This is a genomic window from Paenibacillus sp. FSL K6-2393 (assembly GCF_038002545.1).
GTDB lineage: Bacteria > Bacillota > Bacilli > Paenibacillales > Paenibacillaceae > Paenibacillus.
On sequence record NZ_JBBOCU010000001.1, the window covers coordinates 940,662 to 953,749 of the forward strand.

At 46.4% G+C, this 13,088-nt stretch carries 14 protein-coding genes; 7 read left to right on the forward strand and 7 right to left on the reverse strand.

The genetic code is table 11. The features are described from left to right. The 4 genes from MHI14_RS03940 to MHI14_RS03955 form a co-directional block, all read right to left on the reverse strand. A complete protein-coding gene (locus MHI14_RS03940; RefSeq protein ID WP_091038421.1) occupies positions 1 to 759 on the reverse strand; it encodes an ABC transporter ATP-binding protein in 759 nt (252 codons plus the stop codon). 103 nt (positions 760 to 862) lie between these two features. Then, the gene (locus MHI14_RS03945; protein ID WP_341129909.1) at positions 863 to 2,305 is read right to left on the reverse strand and encodes a sensor histidine kinase; all 1,443 of its coding nucleotides are present in this window, start codon (positions 2,303 to 2,305) and stop codon (positions 863 to 865) included. A 20-nt stretch (positions 2,306 to 2,325) separates the two neighbouring features. Further along, entirely contained in the window at positions 2,326 to 3,027 is a 702-nt protein-coding gene (locus MHI14_RS03950; RefSeq protein ID WP_133387203.1) for a response regulator transcription factor, read from the reverse strand. Between the two features lie 235 nt (positions 3,028 to 3,262). Beyond that, positions 3,263 to 4,093 carry a helix-turn-helix domain-containing protein gene (locus MHI14_RS03955; protein WP_240768314.1) on the reverse strand — a complete coding sequence of 277 codons (831 nt, stop codon included), beginning with the start codon at positions 4,091 to 4,093 and terminating at the stop codon, positions 3,263 to 3,265. 198 nt (positions 4,094 to 4,291) lie between these two features. On the opposite strand from MHI14_RS03955, the gene MHI14_RS03960 reads away from it, so the two are divergent. Continuing rightward, positions 4,292 to 5,068 (forward strand): sugar phosphate isomerase/epimerase family protein, encoded by a 777-nt coding sequence (locus MHI14_RS03960; RefSeq protein ID WP_036606781.1) that lies wholly within the window; start codon positions 4,292 to 4,294, stop codon positions 5,066 to 5,068. 55 nt (positions 5,069 to 5,123) lie between these two features. Then, the gene (locus MHI14_RS03965; RefSeq protein ID WP_091038428.1) at positions 5,124 to 6,143 is read left to right on the forward strand and encodes a Gfo/Idh/MocA family protein; all 1,020 of its coding nucleotides are present in this window, start codon (positions 5,124 to 5,126) and stop codon (positions 6,141 to 6,143) included. A gap of 271 nt (positions 6,144 to 6,414) precedes the next feature. On the opposite strand, the gene MHI14_RS03970 is transcribed toward MHI14_RS03965, so the two are convergent. Both MHI14_RS03970 and MHI14_RS03975 read right to left on the reverse strand, forming a co-directional pair. Continuing rightward, positions 6,415 to 7,362 (reverse strand): aldo/keto reductase, encoded by a 948-nt coding sequence (locus MHI14_RS03970; protein ID WP_091038430.1) that lies wholly within the window; start codon positions 7,360 to 7,362, stop codon positions 6,415 to 6,417. A 20-nt stretch (positions 7,363 to 7,382) separates the two neighbouring features. Beyond that, positions 7,383 to 8,387: a Gfo/Idh/MocA family protein gene (locus tag MHI14_RS03975; protein ID WP_091038431.1), complete on the reverse strand. Its 1,005-nt coding sequence runs from the start codon at positions 8,385 to 8,387 to the stop codon at positions 7,383 to 7,385. 118 nt (positions 8,388 to 8,505) lie between these two features. Between MHI14_RS03975 and MHI14_RS03980 the strand changes: the two genes are divergently transcribed. The 3 genes from MHI14_RS03980 to MHI14_RS03990 all read left to right on the forward strand — a co-directional run bounded on the left by MHI14_RS03980 (position 8,506) and on the right by MHI14_RS03990 (position 10,474). After that, complete coding sequence (locus MHI14_RS03980; RefSeq protein ID WP_091038433.1) at positions 8,506 to 9,345, forward strand: AraC family transcriptional regulator; 840 nt, start codon at positions 8,506 to 8,508, stop codon at positions 9,343 to 9,345. A gap of 106 nt (positions 9,346 to 9,451) precedes the next feature. After that, complete coding sequence (locus tag MHI14_RS03985) at positions 9,452 to 9,859, forward strand: RrF2 family transcriptional regulator (protein ID WP_017692155.1); 408 nt, start codon at positions 9,452 to 9,454, stop codon at positions 9,857 to 9,859. Positions 9,860 to 10,024: 165 nt separating this feature from the next. After that, positions 10,025 to 10,474 (forward strand): nuclear transport factor 2 family protein, encoded by a 450-nt coding sequence (locus MHI14_RS03990; RefSeq protein ID WP_074096526.1) that lies wholly within the window; start codon positions 10,025 to 10,027, stop codon positions 10,472 to 10,474. A gap of 196 nt (positions 10,475 to 10,670) precedes the next feature. Here the strand turns inward: MHI14_RS03990 and MHI14_RS03995 are convergent, their stop codons facing one another. Next, complete coding sequence (locus MHI14_RS03995; RefSeq protein WP_091038435.1) at positions 10,671 to 12,050, reverse strand: MFS transporter; 1,380 nt, start codon at positions 12,048 to 12,050, stop codon at positions 10,671 to 10,673. Between the two features lie 208 nt (positions 12,051 to 12,258). Between MHI14_RS03995 and MHI14_RS04000 the strand changes: the two genes are divergently transcribed. Both MHI14_RS04000 and MHI14_RS04005 read left to right on the forward strand, forming a co-directional pair. Next, positions 12,259 to 12,582, forward strand: coding sequence for an ArsR/SmtB family transcription factor (locus MHI14_RS04000; protein ID WP_036606795.1), 324 nt, complete (start codon positions 12,259 to 12,261; stop codon positions 12,580 to 12,582). Positions 12,583 to 12,897: 315 nt separating this feature from the next. After that, on the forward strand, positions 12,898 to 13,086 hold the full coding sequence (locus tag MHI14_RS04005; protein ID WP_074096524.1) for a hypothetical protein: 189 nt from the start codon (positions 12,898 to 12,900) through the stop codon (positions 13,084 to 13,086). The last annotated feature ends 2 nt before the right edge of the window (positions 13,087 to 13,088 follow it).

Sequence of the window (13,088 nt, forward strand, 5' to 3'; positions counted from 1 at the left end):
TTATTCCTTCCCCGTAACCAAAGCGAAGATAATCGCTTCACGATCCTGAATTTGATGTTCGTCATAGGTGTCAAACTCAAGGATTCCGCCAATCTTGCCGTCCAAAATGTAGATCAGGCGATCTGCCCGACAGGCGGCCTTGATATCATGCGTCACCATAACAACGGACTGTCCTTTCCGGTTGAGGTCCGTAAGGATATCGAGAACAGCTGTGCCGTGTTCCATGTTCAGGCTTCCGGTCGGTTCATCCGCAAAAATGATATCCGGTGAATTGATCAAAGCCCGTGCAATGGCAGCTCGCTGCTGCTGTCCTCCGGAAGTTTGGGAGGGTAGGCGGTTACGCTGTTCATCGATATCCATGGCATTCATCAGCTCAGCAGCGCGGGATTGGATATCCTTCGTTTTGTTTCCTGCAATATATCCCGGTAAAGCAATGTTCTCTTTGATGGAAAGGTCTGGGACCAGATTGATGCTCTGATAGATATAACCGATCCGGCGGGTGCGGAAGTTAGACATTTCTCGTTCACTGTAAGCGTCAATCCGCTGGTCGCGAAAATAGACCTCACCTGCTGTGATCTGGTCCAGTCCGCTTAGCAGATATAAGAGGGTTGATTTGCCAGAGCCAGAGTTACCCATGATGACCGTGAATTCTCCTTCATAGATGTCGAGATCAACATTACGGATGGCATGATATTGTTCACTTCCGCTGTTGTACGTTTTGCACAGATTCTGTGCACGGATAATCACTTTTTTGGACAAGTCGAATCACTCCCGAGTGCAGTATAGGGTTCATTCTAGAGGAGGGATGTTGAGGAAGCCTTATCAAATTATGAATAAAGTATTACAGCTGTGGAGTGTGGGCTCAGCAGATCGGCAGATAGAACCGGAAGGTAGTACCTTGCCCTTCTTTACTAGTAAAGGAAATATGACCTCCGTGTGCTTCAATAATGCTTTGGCAGATGGAGAGACCCAGCCCTGTACCTTCCTGAACATGTTGTTCTGCATGACTCGTCTGGCCTCTGAAGTAACGCTGGAAAACAAACGGCATGTCCTGTACACGTATTCCCTGACCCGAATCGGCAATCGTCACTTTCAAGTGTCCGGATTCCAGTTCCATATCTATACGTATCGTGTCTCCTGGAGCTGTATGCTTGAGGGCATTGGCGGCAAGATTGGAGATCACCTGTTCAATTCGAGTGGGGTCGATAGCGATTAACACATTGGGGATGAAGTTGGGTCCTTTATAGATAAGCCCCTTTGTTAGGACAACATGTTCAATAGGTTTCAACATCGACTCCAGTATAGGCCCACTGTACATCTCACGGGTTTCCACCGAAATTTGCCCCAATTCCTGAAGTGCATGAACCAGCAGATCCTCCACAAGGCGGGCCGTTTTATCCGTATGGGTCCGCATGACTCCCATATATTCCATCAGCGTCTCCTGATCGTTGCATAGTCCTTCCTCAATAGCTTCTATGTATGCTTTTATCGTGGTAATTGGTGTTTTAATGTCATGAGATATATTGGTGATGAGTTCTTTTTGTGCTTGTTCCTGCTGAATACGCTGCTCGCTCATATGTTTAATCTCCGTGCGCATTAGATCAAACATGGCATATACTTCGAGCAATTCATCGTTCCGGTTGTACTGAATTTTTTCTTCATAATTGCCTTTAAGCATGGATTCCGCATGTTGCTTCAATTGATGGATGGGAGAGAGCAGGTGTTTGTCCAGTTTTCGTTTCATCCAGAATAGAAATAAGCTCAGAATCAGTGACAGGAGCATGAGTGCGCTAATCAATATAACCGGAAAAGTCATCGATTGATGAACCGTAACCATGGCTTGGGGGATGGAAAAGATGGCATTGCCGATCTGACTTCCCATCGGTCCGTCCATCACGGGAAACGCAATATCAAGCGTATCGTTACCGTCCGCGGCCTGCGTGGCATGATGCAGATCATAATGAAGAGCTGTACGCAGATTAACTTGCGTTCCTTCAGAGGTGGGGTCGGAGGACAGAATGACTTTTCCATCCAAGTTTAGATAGGTAAGCGGAACTCCGGTCTCTCTGGCGGTGGAACGTATGTCTTCACGAATATTTTGTTCATTAAGATGCTGATGATTTTGCTCCAAAGCGAGTAAGATCGGATTGACCTTGAGTCGAACCTGATTCAGGGACAGATTGGATTCGCCTGAATTTCGATCTTGTAACAGCATCATCGACAGTGCAAGGATACTTGAAACGATAATAATGAGAAGGCCAAGTGTTGTTAACAACCAGCGTTTGGACCAGCTGTTCAATGACATGTGGGAGCCTCCAATCTCACTTATTCGTAATTGAATTTGTAACCGACACCCCATACCGTCTTCAGAACGGTCGGATGCGAGGCATCTGCCTCGATTTTTTCACGCAGTCTGCGAATGTATACGGTTACGGTATTTTCATCGCCGTAGGTTGCATATCCCCAGATGGCGTCAAGCAACTGGGCTTTGGAGAACACCTGATTCTTATGGCTTGCCAGATAATGAAGTAATTCGAATTCCTTGGCAGACAGAGAAACTTCCGATCCGTTTAATGTAACTTTATAGGCTTTTTTATCAATCACAAGGTTTCCAAGATGCAGCAGATCTGTTCTGTCTCCAACGAATGTCATGCTGTCATAACGCCTGAAGTGGGCATTAATTCGTGCTAACAGTTCGCTCAGCGAGAAGGGCTTGGTCATATAATCGTCTGCTCCAAAACCAAGACCAAGTACCTTATCGGTATCACTGCCTCTGGCACTTAGAATGAGGATGGGGATATTGTTGCGCCTTCTGATCTCTCGACAGACCTCGATCCCGTCCATGTCCGGAAGCATAATATCCAGAATGATGTAGTCTGGTTGAATAAGCTCCATAATCTGAAGTCCATCTTGTCCAGTGGCTGCCACGGCGACTTCATATTGATTTTTGGTTAAATAATCTCGCAGAATGCGCGAAATATCTGATTCATCCTCGATGATGAGGACTTTGCGCTGGTGGTTTAACATATGTATCGCTCCAGTATGATAGATGTTAATCGAATATATATGTATGAATTTGTAAAATGACTGTCTCTATAATTGTACAGTCTTGTTCTGTGGGAGTCACATAAAAAAATATTGAATTGAACTTCATTCTTATAAAAATGGTCTGACTTCTATTCGCACTAAAAGCTGATTACAGTTTACCGTATCAAAATAACCCATGAACCTCTTTAAGGTCACGGGTTTCTGATGCTGAATATCATACATGCTCCAGATCATCGATAGGCTCATGCTGTCTGGATTTGAGATACTCCGCCGGAGACACACCGAAGTGCGCCCGGAATACCCGGTGGAAATAGGAGTAGCTCGCAAAACCGCAGGATTCGGCAATATGCTCCAGTGTCATTTCACTGTATTTCATTCGTTCCAGCGCTGCATTCAGACGGATCTCAATCGCATATTGAATCATGGTCTGATTGTAGTGCTCCTTGAATAAACGGACTGCACGTGACAGACTGAGCCCTGCATAACGTGCCGCTTCCTCAAGCTTGAACGTAAACGTGGCATGCTCCTCTATAAACCGTTTTAACTTCAGCGCAGAGGACACTGCCCGATCGGTCTGAATATTTTCTTTAATTGCCCGGTCGATATACAGACATAATCCGCGCAGTAACGCATCCTTTAGCTCCGCATTTTCCTCAAGAGGTCCGCGACGTTTCTCAAGTAACATATTTCTCCACAGGCTGATGAGTTTATCATCAAGTCCAATTCGGCTCACGGTAGATCGATGCTGCCGTTTCCACCAGTTCTCGATCCAGCTGCCCTCGCAGAACAGATAATAATCTCCGCTGGACAAGCGTCCTTCCTTATGTGGTTCATCGACCACAAGATGATAGTCATCGCCAGGTTTGAGCAGCAGTAAATCCCCGCTAGTCATCCTGAATTCTTTATCCTGTACATACACTTTGCACGAGCCTTCGGTCTGCAAACGGAACAGATAGGTTTGCAACTCGCCCTTCATATTATGTGTGAACGCCTTATAGTGGTATGAGTAGTCACAGATCAGTACAGATGTCTCTAACGTATCCAAAGATAAAATCCCCCAATATGTACATCCTGCATGCATTCAAATGGGCTACATTCAATAGATGCAAAATGATGGAAATAAAATTTGATCAGATAGTTCATGTTCTGACTATATTGTATATGTTCATTCTAGCCTGTTTTGCGTTAGGATGATACCAGATAGAGCAATGAAAGCAAATTTGAGAACAGAGGTGTATCCTACATGAAAAAACTTAATATTGGTTTGCAATTGTTTACACTCCGTGATGAAACTGCAGCAGATTTTCGTGGTACGTTGCGTAAGGTAGCGGCCCTTGGATATGAAGGTGTGGAGTTTGCCGGATATGGTGATATTCCAGCTGAGGAAATGAAAGCGCTACTAGATGAACTTGGACTGAAAGGATTCAGCAGCCACGTTTCACTACATGCGATGCGCGAAGACTTGCAAAAACAAATCGATTACCTGAAAACAATTGGTGCACAATATATCATTTGCCCTTACCTGATGCCAGAAGATCGTCCTGAGAATGCAGAAGGTTGGACCAAGCTATTCGCTGAGTTACAACAATATGGAGCTGAAGCAGCGAAACAAGGATTGATCTTCGGATACCATAACCATGACTTTGAATTCCACGGCCAGGTTGGCGATGCCAATGCCTTTGATGCCATGTTCGCTCAAACATCACCGGAAGCGGTAAAAGTGGAAATGGACGTATGTTGGGTACAATTTGCGGGACAAAATCCGATCGAGTATATTAATAAATATGCGGGTCGCTTGCCGCTGCTTCATCTGAAGGACTTCAGCAAAGACGAACAGGGCCAGATGAAAACACTGGAATTGGGACAAGGTTCGGTTGACCTGCCAGCTGTTATTGAAGGCGCTACGAATGCAGGTGTAGAATGGCTGATCGTGGAACAAGACGTATGTCAGAACCCTCCGCTTGAGAGCGTATCCAACAGCTACAACTGGTTGAAAGAAAACTACCTGAACCAATTCTAATGGGCCATCGAACCATGAAAAATGCTAATCTATTTGTCAAAGGAGACTTATGTACATGAGTAAAATTAAAGTTGCTGTATTCGGCTGTGGAGCCATTGCCGAGCGCAGACATATTCCAGAGTACGCTGCCAATGAGAACGTAGAACTTGTCGCTTTTGCCGATCCGATTGTGGAGCGTGCGGAGAAGATGGCCGAGACTTACGGCGGTAAAGCGTATTCCAATTACGAGGAATTGCTTGCAAACGAAACGGTGGATGCCGTTAGTGTGTGTACACCGAACTATCTGCATGCCCCAATGGCGATTGCTGCTGCAAATGCAGGCAAGCATGTATTGGTTGAGAAACCAATGGCAGTATCCACTGAAGAAGGCGAGCAAATGATCGAAGCTGCCAAGAAAAATGGCGTGTATCTGATGGTTGGACACAACCAGCGCTTGATGCCTCCTCACGTAAAAGCAAAAGAAATTCTCGACTCCGGCAGACTTGGAAAAGTTCTGAATTTCCGTACATCATTCGGTCACCCAGGTCCGGAAGGATGGAGTGTGGACGGAGCTGAAAGTTGGTTCTTCCGTAAAGAAGAAGCTATTATGGGCGCTATGGGTGACCTGGGCGTGCACAAATCAGACTTTATCCGTTACTTGCTGAATGATGAAGTATCTGAAGTGGCTGGTTTTATCAGCACACTGCACAAGGAAGGTACTCAGGTTGACGATAACGCAACTTGTTTGCTGCGCATGAAGAGCGGAGCGATCGGAACGCTGGTAGCGAGCTGGACACAATACAGAGCTGGAGACAACAGTACTGTTCTGTGGTGCGAGAATGGTGTCATGAAGATCGGAACAGTTGAAGGCGATGAAGTTATCGTTGAACTGACCAATGGCACAGTTGAGACGTACAAAGTTGGTGCCATGGCTACCAACGAGAAACAAGTGCCGAGTGGTGTAATTGACGCATTTGTAGAGTCAATTGTAACTCAAACCCCTCCAGCGATTTCCGGAGAAGAGGGGTTGCGTTCCCTGCAAGTGATCTTGGCAGCATTCGAATCCGAGAAAACAGGTCAGATCGTTAAACTGTAATCCATACGAATGACAGTGCAATTTCTAACATTCTATATGGCTTAATCTATGATATAAGGGACTTATCTTCAGAGAAGTGTTCTGGGGTAAGTCCTTCTTTATTTGTTCCCGGGCAAGTGGGGGGGAACGTGAACAGGGATACGGTAATTGTGCAATAGGGTTTACAATAGTGGATCGCTTTTGCATAACAGAAAAGGCTGATATTATGCGCTACCGCGTAATATCAGCCCCTTAGAGTCATTAAAATTAATGATATAATGATTAACTTTCTTTAGATGCCAGCCGGTACATCACTGCCCAGATCCAGCCATGTTATTTCAGCAGGAGTCAGCGTGATGCGGGAACCTTCGTCACAGGACAGCAGCTCCGCCTGATTCTGGGCACCGATCAGGGCACAGGTTGGGAACGTTTGATTCAATACATAAGCGAGTGCAATCTGAATAGGTGATGTTTTCTTCGAATTAGCCAATTGTTCAGCCCGGCGCAACCGTTCCCAGTTGCCATCACTGTAGAATACACGCACCAGGTCTTCGTTATCCCGAACTTCAGGTGTGAATCGTCCAGTGAAGAAACCACGCGCTTGAGAGGACCAGGATAGCAAGGGCAGCTTGGTTTGGTCATGCCATGCCAGCGTCTCTGCATCTGCTGACACACAACCTTCCCAGAAAGGTTCGTTTGCTTTGGCGAGACTGAGATTTGGACTGCTGAATGTGAAGCCCTTCAAGCCGTTTGCCGCAGCGTACGCATTGGCTTCCTCGAGTCGCTGCCAAGTCCAGTTGGAGGCGCCAATTGCGCCGATTTTACCGGATTCAATATGTTCGTTTAATGCTTCAAGAATGACACTGACAGGGGTATTGGGATCATCCCGGTGCAGGGCATACATCTCTACGTGATCTGTCTGAAGACGCTCCAGACTTTCCATCAAGTCACTGCGGATGGCATCAGCGTTCACACGTGGTCCATTCTGGTCATGATGCGCGCCTTTGGTGAGAATGACGATCTGGTCGCGGTTACCACGTTCTTTCATGTAACGACCAAGGACTTCTTCACTCTGTCCACCACAATAGATATGTGCTGTATCTACGGTGTTACCGCCAATCGACAGAAAAGCATCCATGTTCGTAGCTGCTTTATCGTAGGCATTATGCACGAAATAATCGGTTCCTTTAATCAATCTGGAGACACGTTTACCTGCACCAGCAATTTCGATATATTCCATAAGTCAGTTCATCCTCTCAATTATAGTGTAATTCGTGTACGTTCTTCCGCTGAACGAAGGCAAGCTTCCAGTACTTTCATATTAGCTACTGCATCGGAAGGGGCGAAGCGCAGATCCTTGCCCTGAAGTACAGCACGTGCCATATCATCTCCCTGCAATGAGTAGTGGTTCACTTGCGGGACTTCAATCTCTCTGCGTTCACCACCAGCCGTTACATAGAAGTTGGAACTGCGGTCCTGTCCGCTGATAAATGCGGAAGGGACTTCTATAATCCCGTCGGATCCCAATACCTCCAGCGTGTTGCGGAAGGCTGCCCACATGCTGCTGTCAAACGTCACGCCAACGTGATTATCGAATTCCAGCAGTCCGGAAGCCATCATATCGACTTGATCATGTTGTGGGGAGAACATGCCAATCACGGTAACTGCACTTGGTTCTTGACCAAGCAGCAGACGTGCTACGCTGATGGAATAACATCCGATATCATACAGTGCACCGCCACCCCACTCTTTCCGAAAGCGGACATTGCCGGATGCATTGGAGTTATTAAATGAAAATGTGCTGTGAATACCACGGATCTCACCGATCTCACCACTGGCAATGATATCCCTGATCTGCTCATATCTTGGATGATGGCGGTACATGAATGCTTCCGCGAGATGCACACCTGCATCTGCACAAGCTTGAACCATCTCCTGAGCTTCCTGCTCTGTCAGAGCCAGTGGTTTTTCGCACAAAATATGTTTGCCTGCTTCAGCAGCCCGGATCGTCCATTCCCGATGAAGATGATTCGGCAGTGGGATATATACGGCATCAATGGAATCATCAGCGAGCAAAGCTTCATAACTGCCATAAGCCTTGTCGATCCCAAGTTGTTCAGCCGTTTGCTTGGCTTTATCTTCGTCTCGACTAGCAATCGCGGTTACTTCATTCAACTCGGATTGCTGCAGGCCTGGAATGACGGATTCCACAGCAATGCTAGCGCTACCAAGAATGCCCCAACGCAATTTTTGAACTGAATTCATGTGTTGTATCCTCCTGTGTATGAATGTATATTGTGATTATAAAGAATAGATCAATGAATTAAAATGATAATATATTGAGGTTAGTTAACACAATATTGTTGATCAAGGAGAACCGGCTATGATGAGACAAACCGTATTGCTTACCCTGCAGGATATTCCATATTTTTGTTATCCCGAGTCCGTTGGACATTATATGGACCACGTCCAGCATTCCGTGTTGCGGGAGGCAGGAGCACTGAACAACTTTAATATTCACTACGTCGCTGCGGGCAAAGGGTACGTGGAAGTGGACGGGGTGGTGCATGAGCTTCGCGCAGGTCAGGCGGTTCTATATTTCCCGCAGCAGCGACAGCATTATTATAGTAGTGAAGATGATCCGTGGGATGTACGATGGGTTCATTTTTACGGTGAACGTCTACATGATTATATGATCGAGCGGGGGTTACATCGCAATCTATTATGGACACTGCGGCAACGCAGCTCTTGGGAAGAGGCTCATCTGGCCTTGCTGACTGAAGCGGAACAGAACACGATGCTGCGTCCGGCTCAGCTATCTACATTGACCTATGCCGTACTCGCGGAGTTCGTGCAGCATGCAGTACCTTTAAAGAGTACACGTACCACAAGTAAGGCGGAGAGTCGGGTTCTTGCACTTCTTCCACAGATGCAGCAAGAGGCCTGTCAACCTTTCCTGTTACAGGACTGGGCGGATCTCGCAGGTGTGAGTTCGTATTACTTTTGCAAAATGTTCAAGAGTGCTGTGGAGATGACGCCTATGGAATTTATCACTCGTTCACGACTACAGATGGCGAAGCAATGGTTACTGGAACGGCCTGCGGCCAACATTGGACAGATTGCGGAGGAAGCGGGGTATCCCAATGCCAGTTATTTTAACCGCCAGTTCATGGCCCATGAGGGGATGACACCTACGGATTACCGCGGATTGTATCACAATTAACCCGTATCCTTTCGATGTTGCCAGTGTTTGAAATGTAGTGGTTTGACAGAGAACTCAATCAAGTCTATTATGGATAAATTAAATCCGTGTATAATGAGGTGCCCTCATGAAATATTCAAAAGCGACAAATTATGCTTTGCATACGATGCTTCATCTTGTAAGCACTGCTCCTGAGCAGCTGGTTAGTGTACACCAACTTGCAGAATTGCAGAAGGTATCACCAACCTACCTGTCCAAAATTTTGACCAAATTGGTTAAGGCGGGCATGATTGAATCTACTTCTGGTGCCAATGGTGGTTACCGACTTAGTCGTAAAAATCCGGACCCTTCTTTCCTGGAGATCATTCATGCGATTGAAGGTCAGGCGTCCCTGTTCGAATGTTCCCAGAATCATAACGCAGGCTGTTTGATCCAGCAGGTGATGGTGCAGGCGGAAGAAGAGATGGAAAGTTTTTTGAACAATAAAAAAATGTCAGAACTGGCTTCCCAGATGAAGGGTGCACATTCCCTGTAACTTGCACTAGAAGTGATCTTTCCCCAACCTCGCGAGAGGTAAGGAAAGATTTTTTTGTATCGTTGTACCTAATAGAAGGCGAATGGTACAATAAGGAAGGTATAGTATGCATACATACATGATCCTAATCTTACATCACATTTTACATCTCTGGAGGGACAACACATGAGCCAATCAACGATCACAGGACTGGAACAATTGCTCGCGCTTGAAAACATTCGGAACACCAAGGCGCGTTATTGCCGCTATATTGATACGAAGCAGTGGGATACCTTGGGTGATGTGTTTGCTCCGGATGCAGTGGCCGATTTCAGCACAGAGGGCAATCCAATTCCGGTATTAACAGGCCGTGATACGATCGTACAAGTATTCCGTGATCTTGTGGATGTTGCCGTAACTGTGCATCATGTTCATAGCGCCGAAGTTGAATTTGTATCTGAGAACGAAGCAAAGGTCATCTCCCCAATGGAAGATTGGGTCACGTTCCCGGAGGGCAATGAGAACAAATCCTTCCACGGATTTGGGCACTACCACGAGACTTTTGTCAAAATCGACGGCCAGTGGTACATCAAACATACAAGTCTGAAACGTCTTCGTTTGGACCTGTTTGAATAGTATAATCAGTGTAGAAGAATATAGAATTTGATCAACCGTAAAATAATAGCCCCGAGGAGCGTGATGAACGCATTCTTGGGGCTGTTTTGTGTTTGTGGGAGAGGGCAGCTGACACATGCACAGAAAAATGGGATAGAAAAAAGCCAGGTTCAGAACCCGAGGGTCCCTTCCTGACTTCTTTTGCTTAAATGAGATGTTAGATCCGGTTACTTGTTTCCGTAACTTTCCGTGACTGCATTCTCAGATACACCTGAGAGAAAATAACGGATGCCAGTGCAACTACGGTCATACCCCAGAAAATATTGGTGTACGCCGAGGATAGCGGCATGTTTTGCATCGCAGTTAACGCTACACCAGTGACAGCAACGCTGAAGGCACCGCTGAAGAACTGACTAAGTTGGAACAGTCCCATACCTGCGCCCACCTGATCCATGGTCAGATTGCCAGACAATTCATTGGACACGCTGGTGGTTAGGGAAGAGAAGCCAACGCTGAGCAGGACATACACGGCCATGATGGCGTATATGTTATTGTCTGCAAATAAGGCGAACAATCCGGCAGCAGCAAGTAGCAACCATGGTGCAAATTTCAACAGCAACGTATTGCCATGTCGGTCAATCATGCGGCCGATCCGGTTGGACAGCAGCATGGACACGACTGCACCCGGGAAGATGACTAGCCCGGATTGAGCAGGGGTCAGTCCATATAGATGTGCCAAAATTTGCGGCAGCAGGAACAACGTTGAGAAGTTATTGATGTACGATACAATCCCCAGCGAGCTGAGCATCATATATTTTTTGTCTTTGAACAAAGCAGGTTGAACAAATGGATCTGCCGCGCGCCGAATTCGGAGCCAGAACAGAAGCAGTGCTGCAACACCGATAACAAGCGTGTACCACTGACGGGAAGTCAGGAATAACAGTACACCCGTAGTACCGATGGCAAGAAGCACGGCACCCAGCAGGTCAAATGAACCTTTTTGCGGTGTTTCCCGCGGAAGCAGTTTGAAGAATACAGGAATCAAGAATAACGTTAACCCCGTAACGATAAACAGATCATGCCATCCCAGGAACTGGGTAATACTTCCGCCGATGACGGGACCAAGTCCAAGACCCAGTGAACTGGCGGACATGATGACAGCCATCGATTTACCCCGGCGATCATGTGGAATGTACCGGGTAATCAGCACAATGGCGAGCCCCGGAACTGATGCAGCACCCGCAGCCTGGATCAGACGTGCAATGAGCAAAATGATGAAATGATTACTGAAGAACCCGAGAACGGATGCCGCACCAAGTAACGTAAGCCCGGTCGTGAATAATGTACGAATAGGTATGAAATCCGATAGACGTGAGAACGTAATCGAGGAAATGGCAAATACAATGGAATACCCTGTAACAATCCATGAGGAAGCGACGGATGTAAGCATAAATTCGGCTGCAATTTTGGGCAGGGCCAGATTAAACATCATTGTATTCATAACAACGAGTACAACGGTGAAACCAAGCAAGCTTACAATTAAACCTTCCTGTATTCCGGTCCGTTCCCCTGATGATGCGGTTGCGGTGTTGTTCATAAAAACCTCCTAAAGTGATGATGTGTATTTCGCAACATTTCAGAAACGGTGTGTAACATTTGCAAAATGTAGTATGATGTCAATCCCGTGCCTAACAGCAGGGGTTACATAACGAAATCATTAAAGTTCGATTGGTGTCGAACATTAGAAATATATCATGGATCTGTGTTAAAATACAATGGATAGTCTGATAAAAGGAGACTACAATATGAAGATTTTACATCATCCACAAGTATCAGATATTGAACTTTCCTCCGTATTGTACGCATTAAGCGACCCGACCCGTCTTGGGATTGTTGCCGAAGCAGCGAGAAGCGGGGAGCAGCCGTGCAGTCATTTTCATGCACCTGTTGTGAAGTCAACGATGTCGCATCACATTCGGACCCTGCGAGAAGCGGGAGTCATTCGGGTCAGAGTGCAGGGCACACAGCATTTTCTCACCCTGCGATCCGATGATTTGGAAACGCGCTTTCCAGGACTCCTGCAACCGTTATTGCAGGCCGCAGCTCAGTCGAGCACAGATCCTTCCTAAATGTTGTCCTTTCTTCAGGTCGAAGAGGGGACATTTTTATTTTCTGATACTGCATGTTCAAAAAGTTAACGATTCAGCACCGAGAAGGTTACGAGAACCTGAAGGAGGAGGAGCGGAGTGTAGGCAAATCTACATGAGCACCGGACTCCGAAGGTGAACGCAAGATTCGATGTCGAGTTCGCTTCGTGGTCTACTTCGTGATCAATTGGGGACTTTTTGAAATACTTCTAATACTGATGCGACATTCTGTGTCGTACCATGCCCTATATAATAACGGTGAACACACAAACCATATCGAAAAGAGGTTCACAACCATTGGCAAAAACCAAAAGAGGACGCGTCTTGTGGAGTCTTCCTTCCAGAGGCCGGGGAACATGCCCGGTGTGTAGCAGTACCCGAATTAAATTGTTGTATACGCAAACAAAAACAGACGGTACAAGTCTGAAAGTATGCAAGAAATGCTTCAAAGCCGTGCAATCCAGAGTGGATAAGGCACATGTATAACA